The following is a 17971-nucleotide window of genomic DNA, read 5'->3' on the forward strand; positions in this document are numbered from 1 at the left end:
GAGGTCTCGGTGGCGCAGGCACAGGTGGAACCAGCTCCGGGCGCCCAGCTCACGCAACGCGCGATCTGGGCGATCTTCGGCGGGCTCATGCTCGCCATGCTGCTGGCGGCGCTCGACCAGACGATCGTCGCGACGGCCCTGCCGACGATCGTGCGCGACCTCGGCGGCGCGGAGCACCTGTCCTGGGTGGTCACCGCGTACATGCTCGCCTCGACGGCGACCACGCCGTTGTGGGGCAAGCTGGGCGACCTCTACGGCCGCAAGATCCTCTTCGTCACCTGCATCGTCATCTTCCTGGTCGGCTCGGCACTGGCCGGGACCTCGCAGACGATGACGCAGCTCATCATCTGGCGAGCGGTGCAGGGCGCGGGCGGTGGCGGGCTCATGGTCCTGTCGCAGGCGATCATCGGTGATGTCGTCCCCGCCCGGGAGCGCGGCCGGTACCAGGGCGCGTTCGGGGCCGTCTTCGGGATCTCCAGCGTCGCGGGGCCGCTGCTGGGCGGCTTCTTCGTGGACAACTTCAGCTGGCGGTGGGTCTTCTACATCAACCTGCCGATCGGTGCCGTGGCGCTCGCGGTCGTGCTCGCGGTGCTACCCGTGACGCGGTCCACGCGGTCCCCGAAGATCGACTACGCGGGCATCCTGCTGCTCGCCACGTTCGCGACGTCCGTCGTGCTCGTCACCAGCCTGGGTGGTCGGACCTGGGCGTGGGACTCGGTCCAGGTGATCGGGCTGGGGGTTCTCGCGGTCGTCTGCGTCGTGGCGTTCGGGTTCGTCGAGGCCCGCGTCCCCGAGCCGGTCATGCCGCTGCGGCTCTTCAAGAACCGCGTGTTCTCCACCACCGCGGTCGTCGGCTTCGTCGTGGGCTTCGCGATGTTCGGGTCGATCACCTACCTGCCGCTCTACCTCCAGCAGGTCCAGGGCGCGACGCCCACGCAGTCCGGCCTCGAGATGATCCCGATGATGCTCGGGCTGCTGCTCACCTCGATCGGCAGCGGCCAGCTGATCAGCCGCACCGGCCGGTACAAGGTGTTCCCCATCGTCGGCACGGCGGTGTTCACCATCGGGCTCTACCTCCTCTCGCTGATGAGCCGCGAGACCACCTCGTTGCAGTCCGGGCTCTCGATGTTCGTGCTCGGCGCCGGGCTCGGCCTGGTCATGCAGGTGCTCGTCCTGGCCGTGCAGAACGCGGTCGAGTACCGCGACCTGGGCGTCGGCACCAGCGGTGCGACCTTCTTCCGGACGATCGGCAGCTGCGTCGGGGTGGCGGTGTTCGGCTCCGTGTTCACGTCGAAGCTGACCAGCAACCTCGCTGTCGCCCCACCGGCGGACGCGGTGGGGCCCTGCGCGGCGCCCGCGCTCAGCGCCACGTCCGAGGCGCTCGCCTCGTGCTCACCGGCCGTCCAGAACTGGTTCCTCGACGGGTACTCGGACGCGATCCACACGATCTTCCTGTACGCGGTCCCCGTCGGTGCGCTGGCCTTCGTCCTCGCCTGGCTCATCCCGGAGGTCACGCTCCGCACCGCCGCCAGCCGCCCCGACCCCGGCGAGTCGTTCGCGCTGCCCGCGAGCCGCACGTCCTACGAAGAGCTGCGCCTGCTGCTCTGGCGCCAGGTCGGCCACCAGGATCCCCTCCGGGCGTACGCGATCCTCAACGAGGGTCTCGACGTCGACGTGACGCCCGGGCAGAGCTGGCTGCTGTCCCGCGTCTCGGCCGTCCGATCACGGACCATCGACGTCATGGTCGAGAAGTCGGGCGTCGAACGGGCTGCCGTGGTCCATACCGCCGAGTCCCTGCGCGACAGGGGCCTGGTATCGATCGACGGCCAGACGGTGACACCGACCGTGGCCGGCGACGCGGTCGCCGAGCAGCTCAAGAACAACGAGCGCGCCAAGCTGCGCACGATGATCGACCAGTGGCAGGGTGCCGACGAACCCGATGTCGACGCCCTGGTCGAGCAGGTGACCGAACGCCTCTGGCGCGACGACCCGGCCCCGGCCGGCCTCCTGCGCTAGGCAGGGCTCCGGCCGGCCGGAGCCCCGGGTCCGCCGGATCCGGAGCCCGAATTCGTCACTCTCCGACCAACTCGTCGGTTGCGACCCACGTCCTCGTCGGAAGGTCACGACTTCGGCCGACGCCCGGACCTTCACCCCATCAGGTCGCGGCGGCGGAGGAGGCCCACTCGAACCTCGGCTGGCAGCAACGGGAGGATCCGGCGGGTCAGCGTGCTGCCGGTGAGGTCCTCCTTCGTCACCCGTAAGGCGCGCCAGCCGGCTTCCACCACGGCGTCGTGCCGGCGCTTCTCCCGCATGAACTGTTCCGACGCGGCGTCGGAGTACTTCGAACGACCGTCGTACTCGAGCAGCAACCGCCACTGCGGCCAGCCCAGGTCCGACCAGAAGACGCCGAGGCGTGTCGGCACGGCGATCTGTGTCGTCGGGACAGGAAGTCCGTCCCGCAGCACCACGAACCGGGTCGCCGACTCCCCCGGCGACTCGGCACCGCCGTCGGCGAGCGCGATCACCGCGCGCGCTCGCGCGATCCCTCGTCGTACCGAGCGCGCCTCCACGATCGAGTCGATGACTCCGACGTCGGCTCCCGCGCGCAGCGCTGAGTCCGCGATGACCAACCCTGCGAGCGGCGGAAGGCCTGACGCGCAGTCGACGACAGTGCGTTCGAGCGTCGTGACGGGAAGGGTTCCGATCGCGGCGAGCTCGGCCGCGGGCGGCACACTGGTGTGGCTCGTGACCCGCCGGTCGCTGTCGATGCCGGCACCGTGCGCTCGGTACAGGTGCGTCGTGGTCGGGGATGCCCACACAGGTAGACCCCAGAGCAGGGCCGCGGAGACGTGGCTGAACCAGTGCGGTGCATCGAGCCGGTCGTGCACCCCGACGATGCGGGCGAGCGCCACCTCGCGATCTCGTGACGGATCGGGTGACGGAGTCGTGGGCAGGTAGATACCGCGGGCCACCCGTTCCCATCGACCCGAGCGGACCTGCTCGCGCACCACCGTCTCCGGGTGGTGCCGCGCGAGCGCGACCGCCGGCAGCGCGACCCTCGGGATCGGTGCGGTGTCGTTCGGTCGTCTGGGCATGACGACACGATCGTCGTCCCGATGCCGTCGTCGCCGACCGCCGGGACATCTGCGGACGACCTGGCCCTGGGGACGGCTCAGGCTCGTCGGCGCCGAACTCGTGAGTTGGCGACGACGTCGTGGGTTGCAGCTGACGACTTCGTCGCCTTGTCACGACTTCGCGGGAGGAGTGGGCGCGAGTGGCAGGGAGTGGGCGGTGGCCGGGTCGGGGTACGACGGACCTCGGCTAGGCGTCGCCGCGCCAGCCTGAGTGCCTGCGGGACGCCACCAGCGCGGCCACCTGTGTCCGGCGCTGCAGGCTCAGCTTGGCCAGGATCGACGTGATGTGGTTCTTCACGGTCTTCTCGACGACGCCCAGGCGCTCGGCGATCTGCCGGTTCGACAGGCCGTCGCCGATGAGGTCGACCACACGCAGCTCGCTCGGCGTGAGCGTGCGGGTCAGGTCCGGGTGTCCCGACCGGTGACGGGTGACCGACCGTTCGTCGAGCAGCATCCGGCCAGCCGCGACCGCACGGATGGCGTCGGAGATGTCGGTGCCGCGCACCGTCTTGAGCAGGAACGCCGCGGCACCGGCCTCGAGCGCCGCGTCCATGGCGTCCTCCTCGTCGAACGAGGTGAGCACGATCGAACGCGTCTCCGGCAACGACCTGCGCAGGGCGTGCATCAGGTCGATCCCCGTGCCGTCGGGCAGCGCCAGGTCCACGAGCACCACCCGGGGGTGCACGAGCGCGGCGCGCTGCAGCGCCTCGGCCACGGAGCTCGCCTCGGCCACGACGCGCATCCCGTCGGCACGGTCGACCACCTCGGCGATCCCTCGACGCACGACCTCGTGATCGTCGACGATCATCACCGAGATGGGCACATGGATCTGCTCAGCCTCGACCTCTGCGGGAGCGCTGCTGGCGGGCACGGTGGCATCGTAGCGAGGGTGACGACCCTCCTGCTGCCCTCCTCGATGTCCGACGAGCCCGTCGTCCCGGACGGAGTCCACGTCGTCCGCTACGACGTCGCCGAACCGTTGCCCGACGACGCGCTCGACGCCGAGGCCCTGGTGGTCTGGGGGAACGGGCACGGGCAGCTGTCCGACGCGGCCCGTCGGCTGACCCGGCTGCGCTGGGTGCAGACCCTCGCCGCGGGTCCCGACTCCGTGCTGGCGGCCGGCTTCGCGCCCGACGTGGTGATCACGTCGGGTCGCGGGCTGCACGACGGGCCGGTAGCCGAGCACACGCTCGCGCTGCTGCTGGCGCTGGCTCGTCGGCTGCCCGACTGCGTCCGCGCGCAGGACGAGCACCGTTGGGCGGACGACCTCGGCGGGATGCAGGAGTTCCGGCCGGGCCTGGAGTTCCGCAGCCTGGCCGAGGCGCGCGTCCTGATCTGGGGCTTCGGCTCGATCGCGGGCCGGCTGGCCCCCCTGCTGACGGCCCTGGGTGCCGAGGTCCAGGGCGTCGCCCGGACCGCCGGCACCCGGCACGGCTACCCCGTCCTCTCCACGTTCGACCTGCCCGACGCGCTCCCCCACACGGACGTCCTGGTCTCGCTGCTGCCGGCGACGCCGCAGAACACCCGCGTGGTGGACGGGCCGGTCTTCGAGCTGTTGCCCGACCACGCGTTCGTCGTCAACGTCGGCCGCGGCGCCGTGCTGGACGAGGACGCCCTGCTGTCGGCGATCAGGCACGGCCGGATCGCGGGCGCCGCGCTCGACGTCTTCGACACGGAGCCGCTGCCCGCCGACTCCCCGCTGTGGACCGAGCCGCGGATCCTCGTCACCCCGCACGCGGCGGGCGGGCGACCGCTGGGCGCAGGTGAGCTGGTGACGGAGAACCTGTTGGCGCTGCTGTCGGGTGCCGAGCAGCGGAACGTGGTGCCGCGAGCCTAGAAGCGGCCGTTGCGCGGGCGCGGCTGGCAGTGCGGACAGCTGTACGACGAGCGGTTCATGAACTCGTCGCGACGGATCGGCGTGCCGCAGCGCGGGCACGGCCGGCCCTCCTGGGCATACACCTTGAGCGACCGGTCGAAGTACCCGGAGTTCCCGTTCACGTTCACGTAGAGGGCGTCGAAGCTGGTGCCGCCCTGCGCGAGCGCCTCCGTCATGACCTCACGCGCACCCGCCAGCGCGCGCTCGACCTCCGCCACGCGGAGCGTCTCCGTGGGGCGCGCGTAGTGCAGCTGCGCCCGCCACAGACCCTCGTCGGCGTAGATGTTGCCGATGCCCGAGACCAGCGTCTGGTCGAGCAGCGCACGCTTCAGGCCGGTCTTGCGGCGCCGGACCGCCCGCACCAACGCGTCGTGGTCGAGCGCGGGATCGAGCAGGTCACGGGCGATGTGGGCGACGGGCTCGGGCAGGACCGGTCGAGACGAGCCCAGGCCGCCGGGTCCGTGGTCCGGCGTCGGCACCAGGTCCGGGACGCTCAGGTGCCCGAACGTCCGCTGGTCGACGAAGTCCAGGTACCCCTCGTCGAGCGTGAGCCGGACGCGCAGGTGCGGGTGGTCGACCGGTTCGGTGCGCACCAGCAGCTGACCGCTCATGCCCAGGTGGGCCAGCAGGGCGTCGTCCGGCTCGTCCAGCAGCAGCCAGAGGAACTTTCCGCGCCGGACCGCGGCGTCGAACCGGCGACCCGCCAGCCGGCCGGCGAAGTCGAGCGGCCCCCCGACGTGCCGGCGCACGCTGTAGTCGCGGCTGACCTCGACCTTCAGCACCGACCGGCCGAGGACGTGCCTGGCCAGCCCGTCGCGGACGGTCTCGACCTCGGGCAGCTCGGGCACGTCAGGCCTGCGCCGCCCGCAGCTCCTCGAGCACGCGGTACGCGTCCGCTGCGGCGTCCTGCTCGGCCACCTTCTTGGCACGCCCGACGCCGACGCCCCGAGCCACGCCGTCGACGACCGCGCGCGCCGTGAACGTGCGGGCGTGGTCCGGTCCCTCGCCGTCGACGTCGTAGACCGGTGCGCCCAGGCCCATCGCGGCGGACAGCTCCTGCAACGACGTCTTCCAGTCCAGACCGGCACCGAGGTCGGCCGCGGCCACCAACGACGGGCCCACGAGCCGCTCGACCAGGACGCGCGCCGTCTCCAGGCCGTGCGACAGGTAGACGGCACCGAACATCGCCTCGAGCGTGTCAGACAGGATCGAGTCCTTCTGGGCGCCGCCCGTGGACACCTCACCCTTGCCCAGCAGCACGTAGCTGCCGAGGTCGAGCTCGCGGGCCACGACGGCGAGCGCGCGCTGCGACACGGTGGCCGCTCGCATCTTTGCGAGCGAGCCCTCGGAGAGCGTGGGGTGCGTCCGGTACAGCGACTCGGTGACGACCAGGCCCAGGACCGTATCGCCGAGGAACTCGAGCCGCTCGTTGGTGGGCAGCCCGCCGGCCTCGTGCGCGAACGACCGGTGGGTCAGGGCAAGCACAAGAAGCTCGGGGTCCAGTCGGACCCCGAGCTTCTCGAGCAGCTGGTCTGCCGCGTCGTTCACGCCGGACCTCCGGAAAAGTCGTGCGGCGGAACGGCGTCCGACAAGGTCAGCGGACCTCGAACTCCGTGCGCACGGCCTCGGCGTAGGCGCGGTCCTTGTAGGTGCCGCACGACGGGCAGGCCGTGTGGGGCATCTTGTTCGCCTTGCACTTCGGGCAGGTGTGGAGCGTCGTGGCAGTGGTCTTCCACTGCGACCGACGCGCACGGGTGTTGCTGCGCGACATCTTGCGCTTCGGAACAGCCACGGCTAGCTCTCTTTCGTCTCGTCGTTCGAGCTCACGAGGCCGCCCAGAGCGGCCCAGCGAGGATCAAGCGTCTCATGCGAATGGTCAGGGTCGTCCGCCAGCCGGGCTCCACACTCGGAGCACAGACCTGGGCAGTCGGGGCGGCACAGCGGCTGGAACGGCAGAGCCGGAACGACCGTGTCTCGCAGCACGGGTTCGAGGTCGATCAGATCGCCCTCGAGCTCGCGCACGTCTTCTTCTTCGTCGCCGTCCTCGGCCGCGACCGCCGCGCGCTCGGGATACACGAACAGCTCCGTGAGCTGGACATCGACATCCTCGATGACCTCGCCCAGGCAGCGTACGCACTCCCCGATCGCCCGGCCGCGGACGGATCCGGTGACCAGGACCCCCTCCATGACCGCCTCGAGCCGCAGATCCAGCTCGACGTCGTTCCCGGTGGGGACGCCGATCACGTCAGTACCGAGATCCTCGGGGGCAGCCAGGGTGCGCTGCACGGTTCGCGTCGATCCTGGGCGCCGGCCGAGCTCGTGCGTGTCGAGCACGAAGGGCGAACCACGATCGAGGTGAACAGGGCGCTGCACGGCCAGGGTCCCCTCGTTGATCTCGGTCCGTGCCATGTCCGGCAGAACCAACGGACAACTCTACGGTACGGACGACGGGCCACCCAAATCGTCGGCGGGTGGCGGACGTCTCACTCGCCGCCCAGCCGCCCGGCGAGCTTCGCGCGGCCCGCCTGCACCTGACCCAGCACCTTGCCCAGGTCGATCTCGAAGTCTGCGAGCCGCCGGTCGCAGTAGTCGTCCGCGTCGCGCTGCAGCCGCTCGGCGGTCTCCTCGGCCTCGGCGACCAGGGCGGCGGCACGCTCCCGCGCGGCGACGACGACCGCCTCCTGCGACACCAGCTCCTCGGCGTCGCGGCGCGCCCGCGCCAGGATCTCGTCGGCGCCGGCCTGCGCCTCCGCACGCGCCGCCGAGGCGTCCGCCAGCACCTGGTCCGCGCGGGTCAGCTGCGTGGGCAGCACGTCGCGCGCCTGCTCGACCAGGTCCAGCAGCTCGGCGCGGTTCACCAGCACCGAGGACGACATCGGCATGGCGCGCGCCGAGGCGACCGCCGTGGCGATCGCGTCCAGCACGCCGGTCAGCCCCTCGGGCCGGGTGCTCGGGTCCTGCTCGGTCTGCTCGGTCATCGTCCGTCCTTTCGTCCCACTGCTGCACGCACCGCGTCCGCCACACCGGGCGGAACGAGGTCGTCGATGTCGCCGCCGTAGCGTGCCACGTCCTTGACCAGCGACGACGCGATGTGCGCCAGCGCCGGGTCACCCACCACGAACACCGTCTCGACCCCGGCGAGGTGCCGGTTCATGAGCGCCATGGGCAGCTCCGCATCGAAGTCCGCGCCGCCGCGCAGACCCTTGACCACCGCGTTCGCGCCGTTCACCCGCAGGAAGTCGGCGAGGAGCCCCGCGACGCGCTCCACGCGCACCCCGTCAAGACCCGCCAGCGCCGTCCGGGCCAGCTCCACCCGGGCGTCGACGTCGAGCAGGGCGGACTTGCCGGAGTTCGTCGCCACACCGACGACGACCTCGTCGAACATCGAGCGAGCGCGGCGGACCACGTCGACGTGCCCGAGGGTGATCGGGTCGAACGACCCGGGGCACACGGCGATGGTCACCAGGTCAGGGTAGGCCAGCGGGTGCGCCAGGTCGCGACCCACACGCGGCGCCCTAGTGTCGGTCAGTGCCCTCAGCGCCCGCAGTGCCCTCTGTGCCCCCGGTGTCCATCGAGCCGGCGACCTGGGCGGACTCCCCCGCGCTCCGCACCGTCCTGGCGCGCGCCTACCGGGACAACCCGCTGATGGTCTGGGCCCTGCCGGACGCGGCGACTCGAGAGGGCGCCTGCGCCGCCTGGCTCGGCCCGTCGGTCGACCGCTACCTCGCGGGCGGCCGCGCGGACGTCGCCCGCCTGGACGGGTGCGTGGTGGGTGTCGCGGCGTGGCGCCTGCCGGACCGTCCCGCGGTCCCTGGGTCGCTGCCCGCACCGGACCGCGTGCTCGCGCTGCTCGTCGGGCCCGCCCGCGCCGGAGAGATCCTCGCGGCGCTCGGCCGGGCGGCGGCGTTCGCGCCGAAAGAGCCCGCCGCGTACCTCAACTATCTCGCCGTCGCGCCCGAGCACCAGGGCCGCGGGATCGGGCGGGAGCTGCTCGACGTCGGGGTCGGGCAGGCTCGTCGCGACGGAGTGGGCACGTACCTGGCGACGAGCGACCCCCGGAACCTGCCGTTCTACGAACGGGCGGGGTTCTCAGCCGTCGGCGGCCTGGACCTCGGCGGTCCCCGGCTGACCGTCCTGCACGGACCGTGACGCCTCCGCGAACCACATCACGGTGTCGCCGTACGCGCGCCGGTCGAGCCGCACCATCGCACCCGGCCAGACGGGCTCGGGCGAGCGGCGACCCCGCTCGACGACGAGCACGCCGTGCGCCGAGAGGGCCACGGGCGCGAGGACTGCCGCGAGCTCGTCCTCGGTGACGTCGTACGGCGGGTCGACGAGGACGAGGTCCCAGGTCGCCGGGCGCTGCACGAACCGGTCGGCCTTCTCGGCCGCGACGACGACCCGGTCCCCGAGGCCCAGCGCCGCCACGTTCCGGCGGCACACGTCGGCTGCGTCGCGGCCCGAGTCGACCAGCGTCACCTGGGCGGCCCCGCGGCTCGCCGCCTCGATGCCGAGCGCGCCCGAGCCCGCGTAGAGGTCCAGCACGCGTGCGCCGTCCACCACGTCGAGGTGCTCGAGGCGCGAGAACAGCGCCTCCCGGACCCGGTCGCTGGTCGGCCTGGTGCCGCTGCGAGGCACCTGCAGGATCCGGCCGCCGACGGAGCCCGCGACGATCCGCGTCACCGCGCGGCTCCCGCCTTGGCGTTCTCCTGGGCGTCCATCATCCGCTCCATGAGGGAGCCCTTCTTGATCGACGACGCGATGGCGACCGCGATGGCCGACAGCACGATCTGGGCGATCATCAGCGGCGTGTTGATGGTGCGCAGCAGCACCGCGATCCAGACCGGCAGCAGGCCGAGGACCACGACGTCCGGCCCCCGCGCCAGGACGGTGGCGACCCCCGTGGGCAGGGCGCCCATGGGCGTCGAGACCAGCGCGCCGCCCCAGTCCGGGGCCGGCCGGTAGGACGAGCGCACGGCCGCGGCCGCCCACACGGGCGTCGCGATGAGCCCCAGCACGATCCAGTTGGGCACGTCGGACGCCCAGCGACCCACGGCCGCGAAGGCGACGACCGACCACAGCGCCATCGCGCCGGCGGGCACGATCATGCGCAGGCGCCGGACGCTCTGCGCCTCGATCGGCAGGAGGCGGTCCAGGATCGGCGCCATCTCGGCGCGGCGGGCCCCCTCGCCCGTGGCGCTCATCGCGACGTACCCGGCGACGAGGAGCGAGAGCAGCACGCCGAACGGGCTCGCCAGCTCCGGCACCGAGCTGACCAGCACGGGGACGAGGGCCGCGACGAACAGCTGCACGACGTGCCGGGCCGAGCGGCGCAGCACCACGATGTCGGCGGTGACCAGGGCGCTGGCGGGTCCGCGAGCGGTCCGCAGCCGGGACGTCCAGCGGCGCACCGGCGCGGCGGCCCCGTCGGTGAGCGCCCGGCCGAGCTCGCGCGAGTCCATCGACACGACCGCGCCGGCCGCCTGCGTGGCCACCGACCCGCTCTCGCGCAGCGTGCGCGACGGCATCCGGCCGAGCCGGGAGTCGACGAGGTACGCCAGCGCGACGGCGACGACGACCAGCACGCCGACCAGCCACCAGGGCGGCGCGGGCACCTCGTTCGTCGTCGAGCCCACCGAGGCGAGGACCACGGCGACGACGGGGGCGAGGAAGAGCAGGACGTCGCCGAGGAACGCGATCGCGCGCCTCGAGACGCTGGCCGACTGACCGACCGCCGCGACGAGCACGATGCCGGCCGCGACGAGCGCGGACGCCGAGGCGACCCGCACGACGCGCGACCCCTGGTCCGCGAGCAGGCCGGCGTCGAGGAGGGCGACGATCACGGCGACCACGAGGCCCGCCAGCACCGGCAGCCGCCGTGCGGACGGGCGCAGCAGCCCACGCCGGTCGACGGGCAGGCCCAGCCACCAGGCGGCCTCGGCGCCGCCGGCGCCCACCGGCCCCAGCCGGCCGGCCAGCGACAGCACGACGCCGCCCAGCGCGATGAGGATGACGATCACGAGGCTCGCCAGGCTCAGGTTCAGCGGGCTGCGGATGTCGGGCTCGGGCGGCAGCGCCACCCGCATCGCCTGGGACGCGCCGAGCGCGACGCCGATGGCGATCGCGATGCTGATGACCGCGTAGTAGACGTCCCCGAGCAGCGACCCGATCGTCGCGCTGCTGCGCACGCTGGCGGCCTGGGCGGTGTACTTGCGGATGCTCTTCGCCCGCGGGATCGGGCTGAGCTCGAACGGCTGGACGGCTGCCTCGTCGCCGCTCTGGTCGTCCTGGACGACGTCGTCGTCGGTGACGTCGTCGCTCACGGGTTCTCCCGCGAGATCAGGTCGGCGGCCTGGTCAGGCGGCAGCAGCCGGGACACCTCATCCGAGACGTGCACCGCGCGGTCCGCGACGGCGCGCAGCAGGTCGGGGTCGTGGGTGGCGACGAGCACCGCCCCGCCGGCCTTCTTCTCCGCGACGATCCGGGCCGCGAGCCGGTCCCGCATCGCGCGGTCGAGGCGCTGCTCGGGCTCGTCGAGCACCAGGAGCGAGCGCGGCCGCACGAACCCGGCGGCGAGCAGCAGGCGGCGGCGCTGGCCGGAGGAGAGAGCGACCGGGAGCGACTTCGCGTGGTCGGACAGGCCGAACTCGCCGAGGAGCTCGGTGACCACGCCGTCCGCGCCCTTCACGCCGTGACCGCGGGCCGTGAGGTAGAGGTGCTCGGACACCGTGAGCGCCGGGAAGTATGCGTCGTCGTCGAGGACGCTGGCGACCTTGGTGCGGAACGCGACGTCGCGCTCGTCAACCTTGGCGCCGAACACCTGCAGCGTCCCGCCCGACGGTTCGAGCAGGCCGATCACGGCGCGCAGCACCGTCGACTTGCCCGAGCCGTTGGCGCCGACCAGGGCGATGACCTTTCCGGGCGCGAGGGTGAACGTGACGGGGGCGCAGACGGGGGCGCCGCCGTAACCGACGAGCAGGTCCTTGGCGCTGATGACGGGCTTCGACACGCTCGCCAGCGTATCGGCGCCGGATGTGCCCGCGCGCCGCCGTCCCCGGACGTCACGTCTGGCCGAGGAAGTCCTCGCGCCCGTCGGCCAGCTGTAGGTCGATCGCGCGTTGCAGCGCCGGCCACTGCGTGAGCTCGGGATCGGCGTCCACGAGCGCCCGCGCGTCCTCGCGGGCCCGGTCGATCACCGCCCCGTCGGCGACCACCCGCAGGAACCGCAGCGTGCCCCGGCGCCCCGACTGCGCGGCGCCGAGCACGTCGCCCTCACGCCGCAGCAGCAGATCGACGCGGGCAAGCTCGAACCCGTCGGTGGTGGCCGAGAGCGCCTCCAGGCGCCGTCCGGCGGTGCTGCCGTCCGGCGCGTCCGAGACGAGCAGGCACACCCCGGGCTCGCGGCCACGACCGATGCGGCCGCGCAGCTGGTGCAGCTGCGAGAGACCGAACACCTGCGCGTCGAGGACGACCATCACGGTCGCCGCCGGCACGTCGACGCCGACCTCGATGACCGTCGTCGAGACGAGCACCGGTGTCCGTCCGGAGGCGAAGTCGGCGATCGCCTGGTCCTTCTCCTCGCCGGACATCCGGCCGTGCAGCACCCCGACCGCGGCGCCGCCGAGCCGGTCGTCCTGCCGCAGGGTCTCGACGACCTCCAGCACCGCGCGCAACGGCCGCTTGGGCGGCTTGACGCCCGCCGCGGTCGCCTCGCCCACGGTCGTCGGCTCGTCGGCGTCGAGATAGAGGTCGTCGCCGTCGTCCTCGCTGGTCAGCTCGTCGTCGTCGGGGTCGATCCGGGCGCAGACGACGAACGCCCGGCCGCCGCGGGCGACCTCCTCGCCCACGCGGCGCCACGTCCGGTCCATCCACGCCGGGACGCCGACCGGTACGACGTGCGTGGTGATCCCGCTGCGACCCGCAGGGACCTCGCGCAGCTCGGAGATCTCCAGCTCGCCGAACACGGTCATCGCGACCGTGCGCGGGATGGGCGTCGCGGTGGTGACCAGCAGGTGCGGTGAGTTCTTCGCCTTCGCCAGCAGAGCACCGCGCTGCTCGACGCCGAACTTGTGCTGCTCGTCGATGACGACGAGCCCGAGGTCGGCGAACTGCACCGGGCTCGAGAGCAGCGCATGGGTCCCGACGACGATCCCGGCCTGCCCGCTGGCGGCATCGAGCAGGTTGACCTTGCGCTCGGCCGCGCCCTGCGCGCCCGTGAGCAGGGCCACGCGCGTGCCGATCTCCGAGCCGCCGAGCATCCCGCCCTCCGCCAGGTCCCCCAGCAGGGCGCGCAACGTCCGCACGTGCTGTGCGGCCAGCACCGAGGTCGGTGCGAGCATCGCGGCCTGTCCGCCCGCGTCGATGACCTGCAGCATCGCCCGCAGCGCCACGACGGTCTTGCCCGACCCGACCTCGCCCTGCAGCAGCCGCTGCATGGGCCGGTCGAGTGCCAGGTCGTCGCCGATCTGTGCGCCCGCGAGCAGCTGCCCCGGCGTGAGGTCGAACGGCAGGCGGGCGTCGAACGCCTCGAGCAGCCCACCCGTCCGTGGCGGGCGTGCCGTCGAGGCCTCCCGCTGCGCCCGCGACCGGCGTCTCGCGAGCTCGGTCTGCAGGACGAACGCCTCCTCGTACCGCAGCCGTGCCTGCCCGCGGTGGACGTCGGCGTCCTCGCGCGGCACGTGGACGTCGCGCAGCGCCTTGAGCCGTGACCCGAGCCCGCGGTGCTCGCGGACGTGCGGCGGCACCGGATCGGGCATCTCGTCGTCCGTCAGCGGGTCCAGGACCTTGCGCAGCGCCGCGCGGATGGCCTCGGAGTCCAGGCCCTTGGTGGCCGGGTAGATGGGGATCGGCCACTCGACCTCCTCCATCGCCCGCGCCTCGTCCTCGACGCTCCCGAGGATCTGGTAGACCGGGTTGGCCAGCTGCAACCGGCCGTTGAACACGTTGATCTCGCCCGAGAACAGCCCGAGCTCACCGACGACGAGCCGCGCGAGGTGCCCCTTCGCCACGCCCTCGTTGGCCGTGAAGATCACCAGGCTCAGCGAGCGGTTGCCGTCCGTGATGGTCGCCTCGACCCGTGGTCGGCCGGTCTTCGCCGCGTGCTTCATCTGCGCGCCGCGCACGCGGGCGATCAGGGCCACGTTCAGACCGATCACCAGGCTCGCGATGTCGGTGACCTCCCGCGAGTCCGCATACCGCCAGGGGTAGTACGCCAGCAGGTCCGCTCTGGTCTCGATCCCGAGCGACTCGAACTTCTTCAGGTCCGCGGCGTTCCGCGCCGGGGGTGGCTCCCGCAACGGGTCGACGGACGTGTGCACGCCGTCCTCGTAGACGAGGCCGCTGCGTGGCGCCCGGCTGGTACGGCTCCGGCGTCCCTCGGGCACGGTCAGTCCAGCCCGATCAGGACGGCCGGTCCCCGACCGGTCGGACCGACGACGATGGGCTCGACGCCCTCGTGGTGCTCCGCGAGGTAGCCCGCCAGGTCGTCGAGCGTGGGTCCGGCGTCCCGCAGCAGCACGGTGAGGCTCTCCACAGGACCGCTCGCGGTCCGGAGTAGCTCGTCGGCCGCGGCCCGCACCGACGACGGCGTGACCGGGTCGGCCAGCTCGACGGACCGCAACCGGCGCAGGGCCTCGTGGGCCGGTCCGGCGTCCGCGGCCGCCGCCAGCGCGAGCGCCGCGACCGCGACCCGCAGCTCGTCGCCGGCGTCGAGCACCTCCGCGTCCGGGTGCGACGCGACGAGCGCGGTCAGCTCGTCGTCGGCCACCGAGTCGCCCGGGAGCACGGCGACGCGCACCGCGCCGGTGTCCGTCACGGCCCGCTCGAGGTGGTCCCTGCTGATGGGTGCCTCCGGGCACCGCACCAGCGTGACGGCACCCGTCGAGGCGTACCAGGACGCCAGCTCGGGCGAGCTGGTGCACACCACGACCCCGCAGCGACCGTCGTCGACGTGGGCCGACGACGCGTGCGCCCCGGCCACCAGACGCACCAGGACCTGCTCGCGCCGACCGATCGTGGCAGCGGCGATCGCCGACGCGGGATGGTCCGTGTGCACGTGCACGTGCCACATGCCGTCCCCGCCGACCACCGCGACGGAGTCGCCCAGCGCCGCCATCGCGACCTGCAAGGCCGCGTCCAGGTCGGCGTCGGCACTGCCGACCAGGAGCATCACCTCGAACGCGCCACCGGCCGGTTCGACCGGCCACGGGTCGGTCGGGGTGGCCGGCAACCACGCCAGCGCGTCGCCCGCGACGGTCCCCCCACCGACCACCCGTGCGAGGGCGTCGAGCACGACGAGCAGCGCGCAGGCGCCGGCGTCGAGCACGTGTGCGGCGCGCAGCACCGGGTGCTCGGCGCTGATCCCGGCGAGCGCACGGTGCGCGTCCGCGACCACCGAGGCGAGCATCGTCGCCAGGTCCGCCCCCGCGTCCGCGGCCGTCGTGGCGCTGCGGGCGACGCTGTCCGCGAGCGTGAGGATCGTGCCCTCCTGCGGATCCTGCATCGCGCCGCGTGCCGCCCGGGCCGCCGCGCCGAGGCACCGCGCGACGTCGAAGGCGTCCGCCTGCTCCGGCAGCGTCTGCGCGAAGCCCGTGAGGTACTGGCTGACGATGACGCCCGAGTTGCCGCGGGCCGAGCGCATGGCCCCGCGGGCGAACTGTCGCGCGACGTCGCGGGCGTCCTGGTCGGCGACCGGCAGGTGCTCGAGCGCAGCGACGCCCCCGGTGACGGTGAGCAGCACGTTGGTGCCCGTGTCGGAGTCGGGCACGGGGAACACGTTGACCGCGTCGATCCGGTCGCGCGACCCCGCCAGGGCGGAGCGGGACGCGTGCGCCCAGGCGCGCACCGCCGCTGCATCCAGCCGCTCCACGGCACCTCCGTCGCGCTCGTCCGTCTGCTCGTACGATCAGGTCTTTCGGGCACCACCTTGCAGCATCCGACCCACATTTGGGTCGACGTACGAGATGGGCTAGTCTTGACCGGTTGCCCGACCGAGTCGGGCACTGGTGGTGCCCCGTGGCGGCCCCCGAATCCTCTCCCGGAGTCGGCGTCGCCCGTGCGCCCCAACTCACAGCTTCGCCGCACACATGCGGCCGATGAACCGTACAGAGCAACAGGAGAAGACCGTGGCTGCCAACTGCGACGTCTGCGCCAAGGGCCCGAGCTTCGGGCACAGCATCTCGCACTCGCACGTGCGCACGAAGCGGCGCTGGAACCCGAACATCCAGCGCGTGCGTGCCGTGGTCGCGGGGACGCCGAAGCGTCTCAACGTCTGCACGTCGTGCCTGAAGGCCGGCAAGGTGCAGCGCGCCGTCTGACCCCGTCTCGGCGTACCCCGTACGCACCGACCGAGGCCCACGAGGTTGTCACCTCGTGGGCCTTCGTCATGTCCCTTCCGTGTGGCAGGGTGACGTCATGGTCGAGCAGCTGGACGACGTGACGATCCGCGCCGCCGCCGAGAGCGACGCCGCCGGGATCGCGCGGGTGCACGTGAGGTCCTGGCAGGAGGCGTACGCGGGCATCGTGCCCGAGGCGCACCTGGCCTCCCTCGACGTGGACCAACGCGCGAGCGAGTGGGCGTCCTACCTGCGCCAGGGCCCGTCGGACCAGGTGCTCACCTGGGTCGCAGTGTCCGGGAGCCAGGTGATCGGCTTCGTGACCGTAGGGCCGAGCCGCGACGAGGACGCCGGACGCGCGGACCGCGAGATCTACTCGATCTACCTCGACCCCGGGACGTGGGGGCACGGCGTCGCCCGGGACCTGATGCGGACCGTGATCTCCTCGGTCGGGGACAAGACCACGATCACCTTGTGGGTGCTCACGGACAACGAGCGCGCCCGGCACTTCTACCGCCGGCACGGCTTCCAGGCCGACGGCGTGGACCGCTACGACGACGTGGGCGGCGAGAGCCTGCTCGAGGTCCGCTACCGCCGGGGCTGACACGGCGACACTCGCGACTCAATGACCGCCGAAGTGGTCCCACCCCGACGTCTCCGGGGCCGGTGAGCCGTCGACCAGCACCGCCGAACCGTCCCGGACGCGCCCGATCGCGCGGAAGCCCGCGGGCAGCGTGGCCCCCGCCGGGAACGTCGCGAGCAGACCGTGGTCCTCTCCCCCGTCGAGCACCCACCGTTCCGCGGACGCACCCAGCGCCCCGGCCGCGGCCGCCAGCCGTCGGACGTCGTCGGGGAACGCCGTCGCCGGCCCGGCCAGGTCCAGCCCCACGCCGCTCGCGCGCGCGATCCGCCCGGCATCCCGCAGCAGCCCGTCGGACACGTCCATCATCGCCGTGGCCCCGGCGACCGCCGCGGCGGGCCCGGCGCCCAGCGGCGACGAGGGATGCAGGTAGGCACCGACGAGCTCGTCGTCCAGCGCGCCCCGCCCGGCCTCGAGGAGCGCCAGGCCCGCGGCGGACCGGCCGACCACGCCGGCGTGCGCGACGACATCGCCGGGTCGCGCACCCGAGCGCAGCACGGGGGCGCGTCCCTCGAGGTCGCCGTGCGCGGCGACGGAGACGACGACCACCGGACCTCCGGACAGGTCGCCACCCACCACCCCCACACCCAGCGGCTCGCACTCGAGCGCCAGACCGCGGGCCAGCCCCTCGACCCAGGACACCGGCAGGTCCGCGGGGATCACGAGGGCGACCACGAGGCTCGTCGGCCGGGCGCCCATGGCCGCGACGTCCGCGAGGTTCTGCACCGCGGCCCGCCGACCCACGTCCTGCCCTCCCGACCAGGCACGCCGGAAGTGCCGGTCCTCGACGAGCACGTCGGTGGTCACCACGAACCGACCGTCGGGCGCGGCGACCACGGCCGCGTCGTCGCCGGGCGCCAGGAGCGTGCTCGTGCCGGACGGGAGGAGCGGGAAGATCCGCGCCAGGAGCGCCTCTTCCGACAGGTCGGCGACGAGAGGCCCGTCTGTGCTGGTCACCCGGACACGGTAGAGGGTCGACGGCCTCGGC

19 protein-coding genes are annotated in these 17971 nt (G+C 73.1%); 5 read left to right on the top strand and 14 right to left on the bottom strand.

Going from position 1 to position 17971, the window contains the following annotated elements:
* Window positions 1–9 precede the first annotated feature (9 nt).
* Complete coding sequence (locus ACPPVS_RS13005; RefSeq protein ID WP_426592680.1) at window positions 10–2016, top strand: MDR family MFS transporter; 2007 nt, start codon at window positions 10–12, stop codon at window positions 2014–2016.
* A gap of 131 nt (window positions 2017–2147) precedes the next feature.
* On the opposite strand, the gene ACPPVS_RS13010 is transcribed toward ACPPVS_RS13005, so the two are convergent.
* A complete protein-coding gene (locus ACPPVS_RS13010; protein ID WP_426592681.1) occupies window positions 2148–3095 on the bottom strand; it encodes a hypothetical protein in 948 nt (315 codons plus the stop codon).
* A gap of 226 nt (window positions 3096–3321) precedes the next feature.
* The gene (locus ACPPVS_RS13015) at window positions 3322–3942 is read right to left on the bottom strand and encodes a response regulator (protein WP_426595977.1); all 621 of its coding nucleotides are present in this window, start codon (window positions 3940–3942) and stop codon (window positions 3322–3324) included.
* An 81-nt stretch (window positions 3943–4023) separates the two neighbouring features.
* Between ACPPVS_RS13015 and ACPPVS_RS13020 the strand changes: the two genes are divergently transcribed.
* A complete protein-coding gene (locus ACPPVS_RS13020; protein ID WP_426592682.1) occupies window positions 4024–4971 on the top strand; it encodes an NAD(P)-dependent oxidoreductase in 948 nt (315 codons plus the stop codon).
* On the opposite strand, the gene mutM is transcribed toward ACPPVS_RS13020, so the two are convergent.
* The 6 genes from mutM to coaD all read right to left on the bottom strand — a co-directional run bounded on the left by mutM (window position 4968) and on the right by coaD (window position 8473).
* A complete protein-coding gene (mutM, locus tag ACPPVS_RS13025) occupies window positions 4968–5858 on the bottom strand; it encodes a bifunctional DNA-formamidopyrimidine glycosylase/DNA-(apurinic or apyrimidinic site) lyase (protein ID WP_426592683.1) in 891 nt (296 codons plus the stop codon). The two genes, ACPPVS_RS13020 and mutM, sit on opposite strands and share 4 nt — an antisense overlap.
* Window position 5859: 1 nt before the next feature.
* On the bottom strand, window positions 5860–6558 hold the full coding sequence (rnc, locus tag ACPPVS_RS13030) for a ribonuclease III (protein WP_426592684.1): 699 nt from the start codon (window positions 6556–6558) through the stop codon (window positions 5860–5862).
* Between the two features lie 46 nt (window positions 6559–6604).
* On the bottom strand, window positions 6605–6802 hold the full coding sequence (gene rpmF, locus ACPPVS_RS13035; protein ID WP_426592685.1) for a 50S ribosomal protein L32: 198 nt from the start codon (window positions 6800–6802) through the stop codon (window positions 6605–6607).
* Between the two features lie 2 nt (window positions 6803–6804).
* The gene (locus ACPPVS_RS13040) at window positions 6805–7383 is read right to left on the bottom strand and encodes a YceD family protein (protein ID WP_426595978.1); all 579 of its coding nucleotides are present in this window, start codon (window positions 7381–7383) and stop codon (window positions 6805–6807) included.
* Window positions 7384–7493: 110 nt separating this feature from the next.
* On the bottom strand, window positions 7494–7988 hold the full coding sequence (locus ACPPVS_RS13045) for a hypothetical protein (protein ID WP_426592686.1): 495 nt from the start codon (window positions 7986–7988) through the stop codon (window positions 7494–7496).
* Window positions 7985–8473: a pantetheine-phosphate adenylyltransferase gene (gene coaD, locus ACPPVS_RS13050; protein ID WP_426592687.1), complete on the bottom strand. Its 489-nt coding sequence runs from the start codon at window positions 8471–8473 to the stop codon at window positions 7985–7987. The genes ACPPVS_RS13045 and coaD overlap by 4 nt, the downstream gene beginning before the upstream one ends.
* A 101-nt stretch (window positions 8474–8574) precedes the next feature.
* On the opposite strand from coaD, the gene ACPPVS_RS13055 reads away from it, so the two are divergent.
* Window positions 8575–9159, top strand: a complete 585-nt coding sequence (locus ACPPVS_RS13055; RefSeq protein ID WP_426592688.1) for a GNAT family N-acetyltransferase — start codon at window positions 8575–8577, stop codon at window positions 9157–9159.
* Here the strand turns inward: ACPPVS_RS13055 and rsmD are convergent.
* From rsmD to ACPPVS_RS13080, 5 genes are read right to left on the bottom strand one after another with little or no spacing between them, the layout of a single operon-like run.
* Window positions 9100–9693, bottom strand: coding sequence for a 16S rRNA (guanine(966)-N(2))-methyltransferase RsmD (gene rsmD, locus ACPPVS_RS13060; RefSeq protein WP_426592689.1), 594 nt, complete (start codon window positions 9691–9693; stop codon window positions 9100–9102). The two genes, ACPPVS_RS13055 and rsmD, sit on opposite strands and share 60 nt — an antisense overlap.
* Complete coding sequence (locus tag ACPPVS_RS13065; RefSeq protein ID WP_426592690.1) at window positions 9690–11333, bottom strand: DUF6297 family protein; 1644 nt, start codon at window positions 11331–11333, stop codon at window positions 9690–9692. Before ACPPVS_RS13065 ends, rsmD begins: the two co-directional genes overlap by 4 nt.
* Window positions 11330–12019, bottom strand: a complete 690-nt coding sequence (locus ACPPVS_RS13070) for an ABC transporter ATP-binding protein (protein ID WP_426592691.1) — start codon at window positions 12017–12019, stop codon at window positions 11330–11332. The genes ACPPVS_RS13065 and ACPPVS_RS13070 overlap by 4 nt, the downstream gene beginning before the upstream one ends.
* Window positions 12020–12071: 52 nt before the next feature.
* Entirely contained in the window at window positions 12072–14393 is a 2322-nt protein-coding gene (locus tag ACPPVS_RS13075) for an ATP-dependent DNA helicase RecG (RefSeq protein ID WP_426592692.1), read from the bottom strand.
* A 2-nt stretch (window positions 14394–14395) separates the two neighbouring features.
* Window positions 14396–15877, bottom strand: a complete 1482-nt coding sequence (locus ACPPVS_RS13080; protein WP_426592693.1) for a DAK2 domain-containing protein — start codon at window positions 15875–15877, stop codon at window positions 14396–14398.
* A 256-nt stretch (window positions 15878–16133) separates the two neighbouring features.
* On the opposite strand from ACPPVS_RS13080, the gene rpmB reads away from it, so the two are divergent.
* On the top strand, window positions 16134–16325 hold the full coding sequence (gene rpmB, locus ACPPVS_RS13085; protein ID WP_029289091.1) for a 50S ribosomal protein L28: 192 nt from the start codon (window positions 16134–16136) through the stop codon (window positions 16323–16325).
* Between the two features lie 97 nt (window positions 16326–16422).
* On the top strand, window positions 16423–16947 hold the full coding sequence (locus ACPPVS_RS13090; protein WP_426592694.1) for an N-acetyltransferase family protein: 525 nt from the start codon (window positions 16423–16425) through the stop codon (window positions 16945–16947).
* 18 nt (window positions 16948–16965) lie between these two features.
* On the opposite strand, the gene ACPPVS_RS13095 is transcribed toward ACPPVS_RS13090, so the two are convergent.
* A complete protein-coding gene (locus ACPPVS_RS13095) occupies window positions 16966–17940 on the bottom strand; it encodes a thiamine-phosphate kinase (protein ID WP_426592695.1) in 975 nt (324 codons plus the stop codon).
* Between the last annotated feature and the right edge of the window lie 31 nt (window positions 17941–17971).

This window comes from Cellulomonas sp. McL0617 (genome assembly GCF_049994875.1).
Classification (GTDB): Bacteria; Actinomycetota; Actinomycetes; order Actinomycetales; family Cellulomonadaceae; genus Cellulomonas.